We start from the raw sequence: 17535 nt of genomic DNA, 5'->3' as shown, positions 1-17535 counted from the left end.
TATGACCCCCTATCCGCTTAGGAAAACAACGTCTGAAGGGCCGGTAAGGCTCACAGCCCAGCATCCTCAACGAGCGGTAATCGCCACGGGTTTGCGTCAGGCCCCCCTACGACCCGGTCGGAATGCATCCGAGCTGCTGGAAGAGGCCGAGCCGGTCTAGCTCGACCCAGTCCTCTATCAGCTTGCCACCGGCGAAGCGGCCGATGATGATGACGGTCCACGTCACGTTGCGGCCGGACGCGGCAATCCCTTGCCATTCGCCCTGCTGGGTCGCCTGCCAGCAGCCACGCCAGACGCCCCGGTCGCCAGTATGCGGACTTCCGAAGCCTCAGCCCGGCAGAGATCGAACGGTCCTTCCTGGATGCGCTCGACTCAGGCGATCTAACGAGTGCCGAAAAGCTCCTGTTCGAGCATCTTTCGGCCGCTGCCCGGGACTAAGGGCACACTCAGGTGTAAGCAGGGCATCGGAAACCGGACGCAAGCGGCCCCTTATGGGCAAACTCTCGCTCAGGGTCTTTCGTCGATGACACCCGCGGACCTCATTGACGAGAGACGGAGCGCCGCAGTCGAGGCCCGCTGAGACCGCGCAAGGACGGCCCCGTGGCTATCTCGAAACTGCCTTCCAGCGGTCGACCCATCTCGGCTTCATGAAACCGGCTTCGGAACCTGTATTAGGCATCCACTCGGACAAAGCAGGGCTCCATCAGGACACCCAGGTGGCCGGAACATCCATCCAAGCTTACGGTTCCAAACAGGTCCAGCTCAAGGAGCATTTGAAAGCGGGCGCAGCATCCGGATGGCCGGAAGCTTACGCCTCATCCCCTTTGTCCACAAATTCGGAGCGGCAGCGGTCGCGCGGAGATGATCGCTCCGTGCTTCGGTGCATGACCTTCCGCTCAATCGTCAGTTGCGGCCATGAGGTTGACAGGGTTGACATCCGGCAACCCGATGTCAACCCGTACCAGACGACCATGAGGGGCGACAAACGTAATGGCTAAGTTGAGCGAAGCGCAATGGGAAGAGGTCTCCACCCTGTACCGGACAGGGACCGCTATCTCCTTGATCACCAACGCTATTCGGTCAGCCGGCAGGCCGTCTCGACACGCGAAAGAGAAGGGATGGGCGCGCGACCTCGCGGCGGATGTCGACCTGGCGACGGGGGATAAGTTGACACGGTTGACGTCGGCGGCTTCTCCGGCCGGCGGCGGCGACATTGCGCTTGCGCGTCGAGGCTTCATCGCCTGGGAGAGCTCGCCCCTCCCCTTGACCGGCGTTCGTCCGCGTCGAGCAGGAGTTGCTTCGCGGCCTTGGTAAAAGACACCCTCGGGCCCTCGATCCAGGCGCCGGCCTGACGCCACCGCTTGATCCGTTTCTCCACTTGAGGGGGCCACGGGCGACGCTGCTTGCTGATGTATGCGGGACCGTCCTCGTCCGCCTCAGTGACCTCGACAGCCCCGCCGTCGTGCCAATGCTCAAGGACACCAACATGGGCCCGCGCCACGTAAAGCAGCCGATGGGCGTGGAGCGGCTGTCCAGGGACCTTCTCATAGACCGTGACGCCGAGACTCGGTTGTTCGAGCCGCTGGAGCTTCTGACCAAGATGAGCGAAGAGGCGGGAGATGTAGCGTTTCGATTGCGCATCGATTTTGCCCGGCAGACCGCGGACGGTAATGCAGCGATTGAGGGGGGTGTCGACGACCCGGTTCTATCCTGGTGTCGAAACCGATGGCGACCTGCTCCAGGGCTTCCGACATCTTATCTGTCGTTGGGCCCAACGACTTACCCGGATAGGGTAACTGATCCCGCAGGCATGCCGCTTCACGCCATCACTGTCGTACATGGTGCCGTCTCTTGGGATTTGCTGCGTCATAGCAGGCGCCTGCGGCTGACGACCGAGATGGCGAGTGCGCCGCCGATCAGGACCGCAGCGACCGCGAACGTGACCTGCATGCCTGCTGCGACAGACCCGGGATGCACCGTCGACACCTTGGTCGCCGCCGCGGCGAGTGCGTACACGGCGTCCATAAGGGACGCGCCTGTGGGATAAAATAGACGGGAACGACGAGCAGCGTTGCAAGCAGCTGGCTCGGCCAAATCGAGGCGTGCGCATCATCATGCAATCCCGAACGCCTGCGGTCGTCTGCGAACCTATCCCGATGGGTCCGGGCCGTCGAAGACGTTTCTGGGTATGGATGCTGGGGCGCGAGGTGGAGGATTTACAACCTGCCCTCCCAAGTAACCAACATTCTGGTTATTCCGGGGCGGCTCGGTGGTTGCCTGCGGGGACCATTCCGTCGCGTCCGTCCTACTGCCGGATGCGGTGAACGATCATGGGCGCCGGCCGCGATTGCGGCGGCATGTGAGCACTTCGGGAATCTCGTTTGTTGCAATATGCGCGATGCCACTTTTGTCCATCGGCTCGAGAATATCATCGATCATCTTATTGCGGCGGCGGTGGGCGCCGCCACCGGGGACCTCCGCATCTGCCCCGAAGAATTCGATGAGGTTGCCGCGGAACTCGGACAGACCCTGGACTTCTTCAAGGTCGCGAAGCGCGAGAAGGCAGAAGTCCCGGCAGCTTTCGCCGCCCACAAAGACGAGGTCACCGCTGGCTACGTCGGGGCTAAACGCGGATGGAAGCCGGGTTTCCCATCGCGAGGATGATGCTTGGCGATGGGCGCGAAAGGCCGGTCTTCGATCGGCGATTGACCAGTCGCGGGTTTGTCCGGTCGACGCTCGTGGGCACTGAGCGTGTTTGGCATCGAATGAGAGCCTTCAACCAATACGGCGGGGGGACCGGTGAGAAAGAACTCTCAGCGTCGGTGGTGGCAAAGTCAAATAGGCCAGTCGCTCCGCAAGCTCCGGCTTTGCTGCGGAAATGAGACGTCCCGACAGTCGGACTCTTTCCCTTTCAGGATTGAAGATCAGGAGCCCGCGCCGGCCGTTTCTGAGATATTCCACAGGTTCGTCGTAGGCCCGCAAGTATTTCTTTGGACTGGTTTTCTCAAGACGTTGCTCCAATCAACCACCCTCCCAATTCACCATGTGCCACTCACGTCGGGCAGGGTCGACGACCGCAACGTCAGACCAATGTCCATCGGTGCCCAGGATGCCAAATTCAATTACCTCCTCAGAGCGGACTGATTGTTTGGGCCACATGGTACGGCCGATCAGACCCGACTTCGTCAGATCCAGCGGTGAAAACGACCGCGCAAGAGAACGAAGAGTCGGGTTCGCAAAGTTCGTTTTGCCGGGAGAGGATATTGGTCGCAGAATCTCTGAAGCCTTCTCATGGAGAATTGCGGGAAGTGGATGCTTTGCATCAGCAATCCGCTGTCCATAGAAAAACATTCGCTTTCGCGCTTTGGTGAATGATGACAGCGTGTGGTGATAGCCATTATGGGATCCTGAGAGCAGACCTGGACCAAGGTGGCCGCAAAGTCTGGACAAAATTTCAGTCGCTAGGTCTTAAGGTTTCTGACCGTGGGCGAAGTATGGGGGCACCGAACGCCATAAAAGGCACGCACCTCTTAAGGCGAGGACATCGCAGTCGTAGGGCGCCGTTGCAGAGCGCCGTTGGAGGGCCTCGGACTTTCGGAGAATGCTCGGCGATGCCTCGCCCAAGCAGCGGTAGATTATTCGTCATCCAATTCCTCTGGATGCTCGAGCCGAAGATGCTCATCTTCGCGAAGGTACTCATTGGATTCATGCGCACCTTCGCGCGCTTGCTCATCGAGGGATTTGTTGTGGTCGACTTGGCGCGCGGCGTCATCTGAGGTGACAGATGGCAGAGCCCACTTCCAGCCGCTTGTCATGGCGCCTTTTCGAGGCTTGACAGCCAAGGTCATTCTGGCCCGCCGGAGCGAAGCCATGCTGATGCCATGTGCCTCCGCCGCGGCCTTCACATCTCCGGCGGTTTGCTCGCCCAATGTGAGTAACTCCCGAAGAAATGCCTCGGCTTCGTCCACTGCTGAAGTTGCGAATTTTAGATCCGGAGCTGTAAGTGCCTCCACTGCGGACAACTCGACGATCCTAGTGTCAAATACGATACGCGCCGAGCCGATGCCGTTTGGGAGGGTGACGCCCTCGATTTGATACCTGAACCCTCGTCGAGGGAGACCTAGGTTGTCCTTCAGCGGGAGCATCAGCTGTTGGTGGTCGCTTCCCGGGTCATGACAGACTATGAAAGCTAAGCGCGAAACCGCGACGATCGCATGCGATCCGATGACCCGCGCCAATGGTGCCCGACCGCGAGCCTTGTTCAGGTGGGTTACGAGAATAACTCCGATTGATCGCTCTTCGGCCCAGGCGGCTAGCGGCATTAAAAGTTTTCGCATAGCCACAGTGCTGTTCATGTCGTGCCCGCCCAGACAACCGCTGATCGGATCAATGATGAGCATCTTGACGTTCGGTCGCTCATCGGTTGCTTTGATGATCGCTGCGATATCGATGGCGGCTAGCTTGTCGCGGATCACGTGGATTCGCTCGTCTCGTCCCCCGGCCGCAAGGATGCGCGGCTTGAGAGAGTCGGACGCGTCGTCCTCCGGCGAGACGAGCATGACATCTCCAATGAGGGTCTCTACGAGATCCGGTCCCCAAGGACGTCCTGACGAGACGGCCGCAGCAATGTCAGCCATCAACATGGACTTACCGAGGCCCGGCTCTCCAGCGATGACCATTATCTTGCCCTCTGCGGCCACACCTCGCACGATCCAGTTGACGCTTCGGACACTCACTTCCGCTAGTGGAACAAAGAGCATGTCGGGTGCCTTTGCCGGAGCAGCAGCCTCCCATGCGCGACCGTCGAAAACCTCCGCCGCTTGGATTGCAGGACTCTGTAACGTGAGGATCGAGTCGGCCTGCAGAACTCTTCCGCAATCAATCGGTCGGATGTCCACAACAGTATCTCCGCCGACCTGGACCTCAGAATGAGGCATACCGCAATTTTCCACGCATGGGTCGTCGCAGAGGATCGCTGCACGCACGTACACCGCATCATCCTGGTCGTCGGGGACCGCGTCATCGGCATCCAGAATTACCACTGCGGAATCGGGTCGCGCCTGCAACCGGACAAGATCGAACCCGGGCAGAAAGTTGAGAGGGTGCCATGAGAAGCTGCTCGAGCCACCCTCGATGGACACCAGCAAGCGTACGCGGTTGCTCCTTAAGCGAAGATACCCAAGGCGGTCGCCTTTAGCGGTTCGCACCGGCCAGAACAGGGTCGGCGTTTTGCCGCGAGGAACTGGGGGCGGTTCTTCGGGAGCTGGTAACCGAACTCGAAACCCGACAGCTTCGCGCGTAAGATCAAGTATCGCTGTTGATGTCATCGTTCGATCCTCACCTGGAGACGCTGGGCTGCGAAGGACGCAACGATTTGACCCGTGCCGTCGGAGGATGCTTTAGCCGACGGACGATTTGGTCGAGATTGCGCGTCATGCCCACGCGGTTGCCCAAAACCGCTGCAACCTTTGCAAGGTCGTGACGAGAATGCGTTTCACGTCCGACACGAAATCTCAGCGCATAGGCTGCCTGTGGTGTCATCTGTTTTAGCATGTAGTCGAGAACATCGTCCGCATCGACGACTTCTTGAAGATCGGCGGTGCGCTTCTCCGGCCACCAGCGCGCAACCGCCTTCCGAAACTTGGCGAGCAATCGATGGGGCACGTGAATAAGGAGGTGCAGGTGCTCTCGGCCCTGCCCATCGTAGTTCTCGCGAACCCATAGACTCCACCAATGATGCCGATGATTGCGAAACCACTGTCCGAGCTTCCGAATAACCGAACGTGCGAAGAGCCCAACATCCGCAGGCGGATCAATCATGCGATCCGGGTGAAGGGTGAGGAACATGTTCAAAGGGTTGCGCCGGCGCGCTGCTTCATGCTTCGCGGTCTTGAGGCGCAGGGCCTCTTGGTGAGTGATTGCCTTGTTGAGCCGGCGTTTGTTCATGGCGCCCTCCTGTCCGAGAGCGGTACCGCCACTCCTAGCGTATAAGGTAAGTCCGTCCAGTCCCCAGCGGGACTAGCCGGACCAACAAACGCTGCGGTCTCAAGAGCTTGCGGCTGGTCAGCCGTCGTTGAATTGCTGGCGCCAGGTTGACCGCGGAAATCAACTGATCCTGCCGACTTCCTCGGCCAAACTGATTCAGAGMGCGACTGGGTGAGGGGAACTTGATCGCGCGCCATTTCGAGGAGGCTGAAATCGTCCGGGAAGTCGTCACGCGCCGCAATGCGCGCCATGCCAATTTTGGCCATAGTTGCACCTTCGCCTCGAACGTCGTTCGGGGTCTCCCTAAGATCTGTGATTATTCGCTTGGTTAGCGAGAGTCCGCCGCAGACGAGCCCGTCTTCCCTGCTGGAGAGAACCTGGCCACTGACGCCGCGGCTGATTTAAGAAACCGTTGCTGTGCCTACCAATTGTATTCTTGGAGAGTAGCTTTTGCTCAGCGGGCAAGCCTCTCAATCAGTGCCCGGATTACCTCGACGGGCCAAACGGTGATCCCCGCCGACAGCTTGACCGGCTTGGGATACCGTCCAGACTTAACTCCCGCCCACCAGGTCGAGCGCCCGATTGGCAGTGCGCGCCCTGGCCCTAGAAACTGGGATAGCCGCACAAAGCCTTCACTGGGCAGGCTCCCATCCCTTTCCCTTTTCATATCGTCTCCTCTTCAAATCCCCGCCTCAAAAGAATACAGGGAGATTCTGCCGAGCAAAATGATGCAGTTTTGGACGGTTCTCCAGTTATTTTTTTGCTGATATCTGTTGAACTATGAGACTAGAGGTGAATTTAGTGGCATAATGCCACAAATAATACATAGGTAATGCGTAGCATTTTGCCACAATCAGCGAATGCTTAATGGTAAATATTTGAAATCAGGACGGTTTGGCAAATGGTTGTTATCCTGATTGCTCCCGTTAACCCTGTCGATTCGGTCGTGGGTGCGGCAGATCAACACACCGCCTTCGGGTATGATGGTCATCTACGAGCGGGGCGTGGTTGATTTGAAGAAGCACCCCGCCCGTCGCACTTCATGGTCAAAGTCAGGATCTCTGCTGGGTACCCTTTTCAACCATGAGGAAGACCAACGAATTAGCATGTGGGCGGGGCGGCAAGCACGAATGCGGTCCACTCATTCATCAGGTCTCGCCGCTTGGCAAAAAAGTCAGTGCGGCGGTAAGCGGCTTCAACCGTGCTCTCGACAACGTGCGCAAGCGCCGCCTCCGCAACTTCACGGGGCTGGCTCGATTGCTCGGCAGCCCAATCGCGAAACGCACTGCGAAACCCGTGTACGGTAACGTCCACTTTCAACCGCCGCAGCAACATCTCGAGAGCCATCGTCGAAAGTGGTCGACCTTGTCTCTGCCCGGGAAATACAAAATCGCTACCGCGGACTTTCGCGGCGATCTGTAGGATCTCGATAGCCCTCGACGAGAGGGGCACTCGATGCTCCTGTCCAGTCTTCATGCGTTTAGCCGGCACGATCCAGGTGCCCGTTTTGAGTTCTATCTCCTCCCACAGCGCACCCATCGCCTCCCCGCTCCTCGCTGCCGTTACAATCACGAACTCTAAGCAGAGCGCGCTGATCGAACCCAGGCCATCTAGACGCCGGACGAACATTGGCACTTCATCGTAAGGCAAGGCTTTATGGTGACCTCGGGTTAGCTTTTGCCGCGCAGGAAGAAGGTGATCGAGATGACCGCGCCAGCGAGCCGGATTCTCGCCCTGTCGATGGCCCTTGGCCTTGGCTGCATCGAGTACCTTTTCAATCCGCCCCCGTAACCGCGACGCCGTCTCCGGCACTTTCGACCACAGGGGTCGCAGGATAGCGCAGACATGCTCGGTGTTCACAGCATCAACTGGCAAAGCGCAGATAGGCGCACAATAGCTCACCAAGGTCATCACCCATTGGTCCCTGTGCTTGGGATTTCTCCAGCCCGGAGCCAGGCTCGCAACCACCTCATCGGCCATTTCTCCGAACGTGGGGATCTTCTGAGCGATTTTCTTCGAAGCTAACGGATCGTGACCCTGAGCAAGTTGCCGACGTGCTTCCCTTGCAGCCTCACGCGCCACTGCAAGGGTCACCGTCGAAGCGCTGCCGAGGCCCATTCCCGGAGCCTGCCTGCGCCCTCCCCCTCGCGCCCCTTCCATCGGTACAGAAATACCCAGCGTCGACGAGTTCCATCAGGTGAAATGGAAAGATAGAGCCCGCCGCCGTCGGCATGGCGACCGGGCCCTTTGAGCGTCACAACAGCTCTGGACGAGAGGCGATTGAGTGTCCGTGTCATTTGCTTTTACTGGCGATCGTCCCAGACGTCGGCCCCAACACGGGCCCCAACAACAGCACTGGATCCTAGCGGATAAGATAGGACGCCGGTAGACAAGGTACTCCGTAAGATCTTTGTTTTTCAACGGTTCTATGGACATCCGAAGACTTCAGGAGACAACGGTACGACAGACACCCCTTCCGCCAATCTTCAATTAGACCCCCTCCGGCGTGCTATCGCACACGTATTGGAAGCAGTAGCCCGCAACAACGGTTCTGAGGCGAGAACAGGGAACGGAATCACTCTGCGGCGCTAGACCAATGGACATTTTCAACGACCGCCTGTCCGGTCCGATCTCAGCGCAACTATCGCTTGGATAGCTTGTCGAACTGAGGTTTGTCGACGCAATAGGCGTGCACACTACTACCTTGCGGGCCTGGCTTGCTGAGCAGTTGCTGTTCCATGAGACGCGCAGTCTGCATGMATTTTGGTAGATCAGGAAACGCGCCGTCCGTGGGAAATATGGATGTCATCCCTGCAACGTTGGTCATCGCGACGATCAGAAACCACTCCATCACCCGATCCCTCCACCGCGCTTATGCTAAAAGGCCACATAGGTCGCGTCCGTGCAACGGGAGGGGCGGGCAAAAACACCAAGTCTGCCCGCCAAGATCAGCGTCTCATCTGATAATCAGCCGCAGAGAATTAGTCTATTTAACCATCTGTGAATGCAGGCTATTTCTGCCCGGCCATGGCGCTGAGAAGCGACTTCTGGATCACGGTGGCGGTGTTTTCCGCGCGCGCGTATGCCCGACCAATGCGCTCAGCGGGATGACTGTTCGGGGCTGGTTAGACGACGTCCTCGGCGCCACCTTTCAATTTCACCGGGATCATCAGGTAGCGAACGCCGTTGGCCTCGGCCGGCGGGAACTTGCCGGCGCGGATATTGGTCTGGATCGAGGGCAGCAGGAGCCGGGGGGCGGCGAGCTTGGCGTCACGGGCCGCACGCAGGGCGACAAACTCCTCCTCGGTGACGCCCTCCTTCACGTGAACGTTTTTCTCGCGCTGCTCGGCGACGGTGGTTTCCCACGCATAGATGTCGCGGCCGGGCGCCTTGTAGTCGTGGCACATGAACAGCCGCGTCTCGGACGGAAGCGCGGTCAGGCGCTTGATCGAACGGTACAGTTGATGGGCGTCGCCGCCAGGGAAGTCGGCGCGGGCCGTGCCGTAGTCCGGCATGAACATCGTGTCGCCAACGAACACCGCGTCCTCGACCTTGTACGAGATGTCGGCCGGGGTATGGCCGGGCGTGTGGATCACCTCCACGTCGAGTTCGCCGATGGTGAAGCGCTCGCCGTCCTTGAACAGGTGGTCGAAGTCGCGCCCCTCGGTGTCGAGATCCGTCGCGTTGAAGATCGGGCGGAAGATCCGCTGCACTTCGGTGATGTGCTCACCGATGCCGATCTTTGCTCCCGTCTTGGCTTTGACGTAGGGCGCGCCTGACAGGTGATCGGCATGGGCGTGGGTCTCCAGCGCCCATTCAACCATGTAACCCGCCTCCTCGGCCGCTTTCAACATCGCCTCGACCGAGCGCGTGTCGACCGTGCCCGAGTTGTGGTCGTAGTCGAATACCGGATCGACGATCGCCGCTTTCTTCGTCGCCGGGTCGGCCACGAGATAGCTGACCGTGTTGGTGGGCTCGTCGAAGAACGCCCGGATGATGGGTTGGCCTGACATGGTCGGTGTCTCCTGTGCAACCAATTGCGCTTCTGTGGTTGACAATATATTAGTATCACCTAAATAAGCAATATATAAAGTACTGGAGCCGAGACTGATGACCCCAACCTTCGATCCCGTGACCTTCCAGCAAAAGGCGTCCGAGGTAGCCAATATCCTCCAGGCGCTCGCCAACGAGCGGCGGCTGATGATCCTGTGCAAGCTGGTGGAATGGGGCGAGGCCAACGTCACCTCGCTGGCCCAAGCAGTGGGGCTGTCCCAATCGGCCCTGTCTCAGCATCTCGCCAAGATGCGTGACGAGGGGATCGTCACCTTCCGGCGCGAAAGCCAGACCCTTTGGTACCGCATTGCCGATCCGCGCATCGAGCAGCTCTTCGCCACTCTCCACGGCCTCTTTTGCCGTCCTGACTGATCAAGCCAAAACCAGGAGATTACCGATGTCCCTCCCCACTCTTACCCCCGGTGAAGCCAAGCGCCTGCTCGAGCGAGGCGCCATCCTCGTCGATATCCGCGAGGCGGATGAGCATGCTCGCGAGAACATTCCCGGCGCCAGGCTGATGTCCCTGTCCAAGCTCGACGACGCCGATCTCGCCTTGCACGAGGGCCAGCCGGTGATCTTTCATTGCAAGAGCGGCGCTCGCACCAAAGGGAATGTCGGGCGCCTGGCCGAAAAAATCGGAGGCTCCTGCGACGCCTTTATCGTCGAGGGCGGCATTGACGCCTGGAAGAAAGACGGTCTGCCGGTCACGGTCGACCGTCGCCAACCGCTGGAGCTGCAGCGTCAAGTGCAGATTGGCGCCGGCACCATGGCGTTTTTCGGCACCCTGCTCGGCCTGCTCGTTTCGCCCTCGTTCTTCATCGTGCCCGCCTTTGTCGGCGCGGGCCTGACGGTTGCGGGCATCACCGGCTTTTGCGGCATGGCGCGCATCCTGGTGAAGGCGCCCTGGAACCGGGCCGCTTACGCTTAACCCAGGCACGCCTGAAGCCACTTCGCCTGACGCGGCGAAGGTCCACAGCCTACACGGAAACCATGATGGATCTGTCCCTTACCCAGAGCGCCCTCGGATTGGCCTCGGGCTCGCTCGTTGGCTTCACGCTCGGCCTCGTGGGCGGGGGCGGCTCGATCCTGGCGGTGCCGCTGCTGGTCTATCTTGTCGGCGTGTCCAACCCTCACGTCGCCATCGGCACGAGCGCTATCGCGGTGGCGGCGAACGCCGCCGCCAACCTCGCGAACCACGGCCGCGCTGGTAACGTGAAATGGCGCTGCGCGCTCGTGTTCTCCGTGGCGGGCGTGATCGGCGCGCTCGTCGGCTCGACGCTGGGCAAGATGGTCGACGGCCAGAAGCTGCTTGCCCTCTTTGCCGTCCTGATGATCGTCGTCGGAGCTCTCATGCTGCGTAAGCGTTCCGGCGGCGGCGAGCCCACGGTGAGGTTGAGCCGGGAGAACTTCCCCAAGCTCGTGGGCATCGGCTTGGCGACAGGGGCCCTCTCCGGCTTCTTCGGCATCGGCGGCGGCTTCCTGATCGTGCCGGGGCTCATCATCGCCACGGGCATGCCGATCCTGTTCGCGATCGGCTCCTCGCTGGTGGCGGTGACGGCATTCGGCCTGACCACGGCCTCGAATTATGCTCTTTCGGGCCTGGTCGACTGGACCTTGGCAGCTCTCTTCATAGGTGGCGGCGTGTTGGGCGGCCTGCTCGGCGCCCGTTCGGCGAAGCATCTCTCGACGAAGAGGGGCGCGCTCAACACCGTCTTTGCCAGCCTGATTTTCGTGGTCGCGGCCTACATGCTGGTCAAAAGCCTCGACCTTCTCTGAGCGAGAGTTGCCGGTGCGATCCTCTTGCTCAACCATGACCTCGATGTTTGCCGGCCCAGCTGGCAATCCCGAATCCAGTCCCTGCAAAAACAGGGCGGCAACTCTGAACTCTCAAAGGACCCCTCTCATGCAACCTGCCAAGTTGACGTCCAATCTCTCGGTTTCACCTCAGCTGACGGAGAAGGATATTGAGGAGGCCGCGGCCGCGGGCTTCAAATCCATCATCAACAACCGCCCCGACGGCGAGGCGCCCGACCAGCCCCGCAGCGAGGATCTCGCGGTTGCCGCGCAACGTCTGGGCCTGGCCTACCGGCACATTCCCATAGTTCCAGGACAGTTCTCGGCCGAGCAGGTTGAGGCCTTCAAGACGGCTCTCACCGAGACCGACGGGCCGACCATCGCCTTCTGCCGCACGGGCACGCGGGCAGCTACCCTATGGGCGCTCGCATCCGCATGTCATCTGGCCCCCGACGCCATTCTGGCTACCACGTCGGCGGCTGGGTATAACCTGGAGCAATTGCGTCCCCAGATCGAAGCCGTCTCCGCAAAACGATCCGTCGGCACATGATGTCGCTCCCCCGCTGTGTCCAGTCCACGAGAACGGGCAGCAACTCCTGCGCTTCAGGGCCAATTGGCGCCAGAACGAAACAGCCAGTGAGCCGCAGCTTGTTATTGCGTTCCGGGAGCGTTCCGCCGCGGTCAAAATTTCATGCGTTCAACATATCCCTGTGGGCGATTACGCGTATTACGCGTGCTGGTCGGCGCGCGTGACGTCAGGTTGAACTGACCAATCCGCCGGTTCGTCATCCTTGTCGGCAGCCGCGTCGGATGTCGTCTTATGAATCTTGCCCGGCTTGTGGTGCGCCGGCGCATAAATCGCATAAACCTGCATGGGTTCGTCACCGATGTTGCTGACATTGTGCCAGATTCCGGCCGGGATCAGGATGCACCAGCCATCGGACACTTCCTTGTCGAACGTGAGTTGGCTTCTGGAAGACCCCATCTGAACCCGGCCGCGACCTGCATCGAGACGAAGGAACTGGTCGGTCTCCGGGTGCGCCTCCAGTCCGATGTCGCCACCGACAGGAATCGACATCAGCGTCACCTGAAGATATCGGCCGCTCCATGCGACGGTCCGGTAATTCTTGTTGGCGCGCGTCGCTTTCTCGAGATCGAATGTCTGAGGCTGCGGCCCGATGTCTGTCACGGTCATTTTTCTCTCCCTTTCGGTTAGAAKCAGGCCCATTTGGGATAAACCGCATCGTGTCCTTACGGCGGGATCCGAGTTGGCGTGAAAGGCGCGATCGGGGAGCGCGTTGGCGAAGATCCTATCGCTCCCCTCCCTCTCTCTAATCAGGTCAACGCAACCGCTAACACCAGTCATCATGCTGTCTATATTCGGATGAAAGCTTTGATCCAGCGCAACGCGCGGCAGGAAAGCCCATGTCATATCCAGACGGTCCGGCGCCCTCGCAAGACGGAGGGCAAACCTCGGAAGTCGAGGTCAAATCCCCTACGTCTAGCGCTCTTGAGAACTGCCACGTGTCCAACAGCAAGACCCACATTGTTCCACTTGCCCCTTCAAGGCAAAGTCCGCCCCCCTTCCCCGCCGAAACCATCCTGGCTGATCAGTCGGATGATGCCGAACTCCACCTGCTCCGGGATACGCTCGACCATATGAGCCACGCTGGCTTAGCGCGTCTCACGAGCGGTGTGTCGCCAGCCGCCGTCGCCGACGCATACATGGACTGGGCCGCGAATCTTGCCATCTCGCCCGGCAAGCAAATCGAACTCGCCACAAAAGCAGCCCGGAAATGGGCTCGAGTGTGGCAATTCGCCGTCCATTGCGCCCTTGAGGGAGGCAAAGGCGAGTCGTGCATCGAACCGCTTCCGCAGGACCGCCGCTTCGCCGGAAGCGAGTGGCAGCAATGGCCATTCAATCTCATTCATCAAAGTTTCCTGCTGCAGCAGCAATGGGCGCACAACGCGATGACCGGGATCGACGGCGTTACAAAGCAGCATGAGGCGGTAGTCGAGTTCCTCTCGCGACAGATCCTCGACATGGTGTCACCCTCGAATTTCATCGCGACGAACCCAGTCGTGCAGCGGCGGATCCTGGAGAGCGGCGGCCAGAACCTCGTGGAGGGCCTGCGCAACTTTGTTGAAGACTGGGAGCGGATCGTCCACTCGAAGCCGCCAGCTGGCACGGAGGCTTTCCATATCGGGAGGAACGTTGCCGTCACCCCGGGCAAGGTCGTTTACCGCAATCGCCTCATCGAGCTGATTCAATACGCGCCGACGACGGAAACTGTCCGGCCCGAGCCGATCCTCATCGTGCCCGCATGGATCATGAAGTACTACATCCTCGACCTGTCTCCCGCGAACTCGCTTGTCCGCTACCTGACCAGTCAGGGTTTCACGGTGTTCACCATTTCCTGGAAGAATCCTACCCAAGAAGACCGGGATCTCGGGATGGATGACTACCGCACGCTTGGCGTAATGGCGGCGCTCGATGCCGTAAGCGGCATTGTCCCAGGTCAAAAAATTCACGCAGCCGGCTACTGCCTAGGAGGCACTCTCCTCTCCATCGCCGCCGCCACAATGGCGCGAGACGGCGATGATCGTTTGAAAACGGTGAGCCTGCTGGCGGCGCAGGTGGACTTCCGGGAGGCCGGGGAGCTCACGCTGTTCATCAACGAGAGTCAGGTTCACTTCTTGGAAGACCTGATGCGAAGCCAGGGCTATCTCGATTCCCGGCAGATGACCGGAGCCTTCCAGCTCCTTCGCACGAACGATCTGATCTGGTCGCGTGTCGTGCGACACTACCTGTTGGGAGAGCGCACGCCCCTGAACGACCTGATGGCCTGGAACGCCGACGCCACCCGGATGCCTTATCGCATGCACTCTGATTATCTGCGGCGGCTCTTTCTCAACAACGATTTGGCGGAAGGCCGCTTTCAGGTCGACGCAAGGCCGATCACCGTCAGCGATATCCGTGTGCCCATCTTCGCCGTCGGGGCCGCACGCGATCACCTCGCGCCGTGGCGCTCGGCGTTCAAGATCCATCTCCTGGCTGATACAGACGTGACGTTTCTGCTCACAACGGGCGGACACAACGCGGGCATCGTCGCGGATCCCGACCAGTCCGATGGAAGTTTCCAGATTCTGACGAAAACCGCCACGGCGGGCTACCTTGATCCTGACACCTGGGCCCAAGTCGCACCTTGTCGAAAGGGGTCGTGGTGGCCTGAACTGGTCGAATGGCTGGCGCGTCATTCCGGTGAACCGGGTCGGGCTCCCACAATGGGAGCTCCGGCGCGCGGATACCCGGTCGTGTGCGATGCTCCCGGCACATATGTCCTTCAGGCCTGAGATCGTACCGTGAGGAACTCAGAAGTAATCGCCACCTTGAGGACGCCGTCACGCTGGTGAGCAAACAGGTTATGGGCCTCGTCGATCTGATCGAGTTTGAAGTGGTGGGTTACGAGAGGCGGTGGGTGAAAGAGGCAGCAGCCTATTCGATCGGATCAGCTCCCAATACCTCTGCGCCGGCGCCCTCTTTCGCCGAGGGATAGGCGCAGATATGATTAAGAGGCAACGCGACCCCCTGATTGTGAGCCGCTATATCGGCACGAAATTCCTATGGGAGTCGCGCATGTCAGGTTCGATCCTGGGAGTCTGCCGGAATGAGCAACGAAATGCCGATCAAATTCGAAGATCGGAATCTTATTCAGCATTTTTTTTCCTTGTCCTCGAAGTTCTGGTCAGGACCATCGCGCAAGACAGCATGGTCGCTCTCATTGGGTTTTCTTGCTTCCTTGATCGTCAGCATGCTCCTGGCGATCTCGATCAATCGGTGGAACAAATACTTCTTCGACGCGCTCGAGTTCAGGAACATCGAAGGAATCAAGTGGAGCATCGTCCTTATCCTGGCGCTCAGCGCAGGCAGCGCCGTGGCCTCAGCGGTGCTTATCCAGACACGGATGTGGCTCCAGCTGCGGTGGCGCCAATGGTTGACCATCGCCTTGATCGCGCGATGGTTTGCGCATCGACAATCCAATAAGTTCAGCATTTCGGGTTCTATTGACAACCCGGAAGCGCGGATCGCCGAGGACGGGCGCGTATCGGTCGAGATATTTGTCGACCTGTGTGGCGGTCTCATCAATACCTTGCTCCTCTCCGCATCATTCATCACCGTACTTTTCTATGTAGGTGGTTCCCTTACGTTGGGAGGCGTGACGATCCCGGCCTACATGGTCGTCGCGGTCGTGCTCTATACGGCTGCGACGTCGTTCGGGATGTACAGGCTAGGCTGGCCTCTCGTCAGGCGGGTCGAGCAGAAAGCGGCAGTTGAAGGAGATTTCCGCTATGCGCTTACGCGCACCCGGGAGCGGGCCGATTCAGAAGCGCGCTTCGAGGGCTATGAAGATGCGCAGAAAATGCTCGAACTCTCCTTTGGAGCGCTGGCAACCGGTTGGATCGCTGTGATCGGACGCCAGACCCGGATGATATTCTTGTCTGGCGGCAACAACGTGTTTGCGCCAGCACTTGCCTTGCTCCTTGGCGCCCCCAAGTACCTCGACGGCCAAATGACGCTCGGCGACGTCATGCAAGCGGCCGCGGCATTCACACAGGTTCACACGGCTCTGAACTGGTTGGCTGACAATGCCCTCAGCCTTGCCAATTGGTCCGCTTCGGCACGGCGCGTCGCTGCGCTCGATCTCGCCTACCAGGAGTTCGATGAGCGAGCCTTGACCGTCGAGAGAATGTGACCCCACCGCGAGCCCACTCGCTATCGGCCGGTGCGAAGGATCGTCTGGAACAAGGTTCTACGAATAAACAATGAATGTAGATTCAGACCCACCCTTTGATCTACGTCAATGTGAACCCTTGAATATCAACTATCGATAGTTAGCAAAACGATCCCGTCTGATGCGCGAGGCAGTTCATGAGCACCCTTCTCTTGATCATTATATTGATCCTGCTGTTTGGTGGGGGCGGTGGGTATTACGCGCACCGCAACTATGGCGCTTCAGGGTTGGGCGGTGTGCTCGGCTTGGTCCTTATTGTTCTCGTCGTGCTCTGGGTGATGGGCGTACTCACCGGAACCCGTGTTTGACCATTCTTGGCCGAGATCAATACAAGATAGAAATCTAGCTAGTCTGATCTAGCTTTTCTATAGGCGAAATAGTTCTTTGAGGGCGACCCGTGCCTTCGTAGTCACCCTGCCCCGTTCGGGGCCGATGGGTACAAAGTAAGCAAGCTCAGGTTCGCGCTGTTCAGGAGCAGCGCGGCGGCGTGCTGATCTAGAACCAGCACCTTCCTTCTGCCGATTTGTTGAAAGTCGGTCGCCAGCTGTCACGTCATCTCCAACCCGCCGGAGCCGTCATGGCCCCGGTCAGACTGTCGGATCACGTGCTCGCTCCGGTCGATCGGCTGCTATTCTTCCCAATAGCCTCAACCGCATCTCTATCAGGTGGATTTGCGGGTGGCCGGTTTCTCACACGCAGCTAGTCCCGCATGAACGATTGAACCTCCTCGGGCGTTGCTTTCCCGTCTTTGTTCGCGTCAACTTTGTCGAAGATCCGTTTATGAATGGTCGTCRCCTCCTCGAAGGAGAGCGCGCCATCGCCGTCTAGGTCGGCGATGGCGAACATGATCTTCATGTGCCCGGGCATGCTCATCATGTCTTGACCCATCATGCCGCGCTGCATCCTGCTC

15 protein-coding genes and 2 pseudogenes are annotated in these 17535 nt (G+C 59.5%); 8 read left to right on the top strand and 9 right to left on the bottom strand.

All coding sequences use genetic code 11. The features are described from left to right. Positions 1 to 106: 106 nt before the first annotated feature. The 7 genes and pseudogenes from AC1DVM_RS12735 to AC1DVM_RS12705 all read right to left on the bottom strand — a co-directional run. Positions 107 to 295, bottom strand: a pseudogene (locus AC1DVM_RS12735) (ester cyclase); the annotation flags it as partial. 1571 nt (positions 296 to 1866) lie between these two features. Continuing rightward, entirely contained in the window at positions 1867 to 2025 is a 159-nt protein-coding gene (locus AC1DVM_RS12730) for a hypothetical protein (RefSeq protein WP_477254802.1), read from the bottom strand. A 303-nt stretch (positions 2026 to 2328) separates the two neighbouring features. Then, positions 2329 to 2592 carry a hypothetical protein gene (locus AC1DVM_RS12725; RefSeq protein WP_477254801.1) on the bottom strand — a complete coding sequence of 88 codons (264 nt, stop codon included), beginning with the start codon at positions 2590 to 2592 and terminating at the stop codon, positions 2329 to 2331. Positions 2593 to 3635: 1043 nt separating this feature from the next. After that, positions 3636 to 5141, bottom strand: a complete 1506-nt coding sequence (locus AC1DVM_RS12720) for an AAA family ATPase (protein WP_477254817.1) — start codon at positions 5139 to 5141, stop codon at positions 3636 to 3638. A gap of 196 nt (positions 5142 to 5337) precedes the next feature. Beyond that, on the bottom strand, positions 5338 to 5946 hold the full coding sequence (locus AC1DVM_RS12715) for a rolling circle replication-associated protein (protein ID WP_477254800.1): 609 nt from the start codon (positions 5944 to 5946) through the stop codon (positions 5338 to 5340). A 1140-nt stretch (positions 5947 to 7086) separates the two neighbouring features. After that, positions 7087 to 8103, bottom strand: coding sequence for a tyrosine-type recombinase/integrase (locus AC1DVM_RS12710; RefSeq protein ID WP_477254799.1), 1017 nt, complete (start codon positions 8101 to 8103; stop codon positions 7087 to 7089). Positions 8104 to 9110: 1007 nt separating this feature from the next. Then, positions 9111 to 9998, bottom strand: coding sequence for an MBL fold metallo-hydrolase (locus tag AC1DVM_RS12705; protein ID WP_477254798.1), 888 nt, complete (start codon positions 9996 to 9998; stop codon positions 9111 to 9113). Between the two features lie 97 nt (positions 9999 to 10095). On the opposite strand from AC1DVM_RS12705, the gene AC1DVM_RS12700 reads away from it, so the two are divergent. The 4 genes from AC1DVM_RS12700 to AC1DVM_RS12685 all read left to right on the top strand — a co-directional run bounded on the left by AC1DVM_RS12700 (position 10096) and on the right by AC1DVM_RS12685 (position 12382). After that, the gene (locus AC1DVM_RS12700; RefSeq protein WP_477254797.1) at positions 10096 to 10410 is read left to right on the top strand and encodes an ArsR/SmtB family transcription factor; all 315 of its coding nucleotides are present in this window, start codon (positions 10096 to 10098) and stop codon (positions 10408 to 10410) included. Positions 10411 to 10435: 25 nt separating this feature from the next. Continuing rightward, complete coding sequence (locus AC1DVM_RS12695) at positions 10436 to 10966, top strand: rhodanese family protein (RefSeq protein WP_477254796.1); 531 nt, start codon at positions 10436 to 10438, stop codon at positions 10964 to 10966. 65 nt (positions 10967 to 11031) lie between these two features. Further along, positions 11032 to 11814, top strand: a complete 783-nt coding sequence (locus AC1DVM_RS12690; protein WP_477254795.1) for a sulfite exporter TauE/SafE family protein — start codon at positions 11032 to 11034, stop codon at positions 11812 to 11814. Between the two features lie 127 nt (positions 11815 to 11941). Continuing rightward, complete coding sequence (locus tag AC1DVM_RS12685; protein WP_477254794.1) at positions 11942 to 12382, top strand: protein tyrosine phosphatase family protein; 441 nt, start codon at positions 11942 to 11944, stop codon at positions 12380 to 12382. A gap of 177 nt (positions 12383 to 12559) precedes the next feature. On the opposite strand, the gene AC1DVM_RS12680 is transcribed toward AC1DVM_RS12685, so the two are convergent. Next, on the bottom strand, positions 12560 to 13027 hold the full coding sequence (locus AC1DVM_RS12680; protein WP_477254793.1) for a cupin domain-containing protein: 468 nt from the start codon (positions 13025 to 13027) through the stop codon (positions 12560 to 12562). Positions 13028 to 13377: 350 nt separating this feature from the next. On the opposite strand from AC1DVM_RS12680, the gene AC1DVM_RS12675 reads away from it, so the two are divergent. The 4 genes from AC1DVM_RS12675 to AC1DVM_RS12660 all read left to right on the top strand — a co-directional run bounded on the left by AC1DVM_RS12675 (position 13378) and on the right by AC1DVM_RS12660 (position 16933). After that, on the top strand, positions 13378 to 15186 hold the full coding sequence (locus tag AC1DVM_RS12675) for a PHA/PHB synthase family protein (RefSeq protein ID WP_477254816.1): 1809 nt from the start codon (positions 13378 to 13380) through the stop codon (positions 15184 to 15186). Positions 15187 to 15242: 56 nt separating this feature from the next. After that, positions 15243 to 15389 carry a hypothetical protein gene (locus AC1DVM_RS12670; RefSeq protein ID WP_477254792.1) on the top strand — a complete coding sequence of 49 codons (147 nt, stop codon included), beginning with the start codon at positions 15243 to 15245 and terminating at the stop codon, positions 15387 to 15389. Positions 15390 to 15500: 111 nt separating this feature from the next. After that, complete coding sequence (locus AC1DVM_RS12665) at positions 15501 to 16586, top strand: SbmA/BacA-like family transporter (RefSeq protein ID WP_477254791.1); 1086 nt, start codon at positions 15501 to 15503, stop codon at positions 16584 to 16586. 176 nt (positions 16587 to 16762) lie between these two features. Next, positions 16763 to 16933 (top strand): DUF3309 family protein, encoded by a 171-nt coding sequence (locus tag AC1DVM_RS12660; protein WP_477254790.1) that lies wholly within the window; start codon positions 16763 to 16765, stop codon positions 16931 to 16933. A 391-nt stretch (positions 16934 to 17324) separates the two neighbouring features. Here the strand turns inward: AC1DVM_RS12660 and AC1DVM_RS12655 are convergent. Then, positions 17325 to 17535 (bottom strand): annotated as a pseudogene (locus tag AC1DVM_RS12655) (EF-hand domain-containing protein); the annotation flags it as partial.

It is taken from the genome of Microvirga sp. P4_A5, from assembly GCF_056402495.1.
This window is presented reverse-complemented; position numbering and strand designations above follow the sequence as displayed.

Coding starts and splice junctions, on each gene's coding strand:
- AC1DVM_RS12705 (WP_477254798.1), bottom strand. CDS start 9,998: ATGTCAGGCCAACCCATCATCCGGGCGTTCTTCGACGAGCCCACCAAC.
- AC1DVM_RS12685 (WP_477254794.1), top strand. CDS start 11,942: ATGCAACCTGCCAAGTTGACGTCCAATCTCTCGGTTTCACCTCAGCTG.
- AC1DVM_RS12690 (WP_477254795.1), top strand. CDS start 11,032: ATGGATCTGTCCCTTACCCAGAGCGCCCTCGGATTGGCCTCGGGCTCG.
- AC1DVM_RS12730 (WP_477254802.1), bottom strand. CDS start 2,025: ATGGACGCCGTGTACGCACTCGCCGCGGCGGCGACCAAGGTGTCGACG.
- AC1DVM_RS12665 (WP_477254791.1), top strand. CDS start 15,501: ATGAGCAACGAAATGCCGATCAAATTCGAAGATCGGAATCTTATTCAG.
- AC1DVM_RS12710 (WP_477254799.1), bottom strand. CDS start 8,103: ATGGGCCTCGGCAGCGCTTCGACGGTGACCCTTGCAGTGGCGCGTGAG.
- AC1DVM_RS12680 (WP_477254793.1), bottom strand. CDS start 13,027: ATGACCGTGACAGACATCGGGCCGCAGCCTCAGACATTCGATCTCGAG.
- AC1DVM_RS12660 (WP_477254790.1), top strand. CDS start 16,763: ATGAGCACCCTTCTCTTGATCATTATATTGATCCTGCTGTTTGGTGGG.
- AC1DVM_RS12715 (WP_477254800.1), bottom strand. CDS start 5,946: ATGAACAAACGCCGGCTCAACAAGGCAATCACTCACCAAGAGGCCCTG.
- AC1DVM_RS12700 (WP_477254797.1), top strand. CDS start 10,096: ATGACCCCAACCTTCGATCCCGTGACCTTCCAGCAAAAGGCGTCCGAG.
- AC1DVM_RS12695 (WP_477254796.1), top strand. CDS start 10,436: ATGTCCCTCCCCACTCTTACCCCCGGTGAAGCCAAGCGCCTGCTCGAG.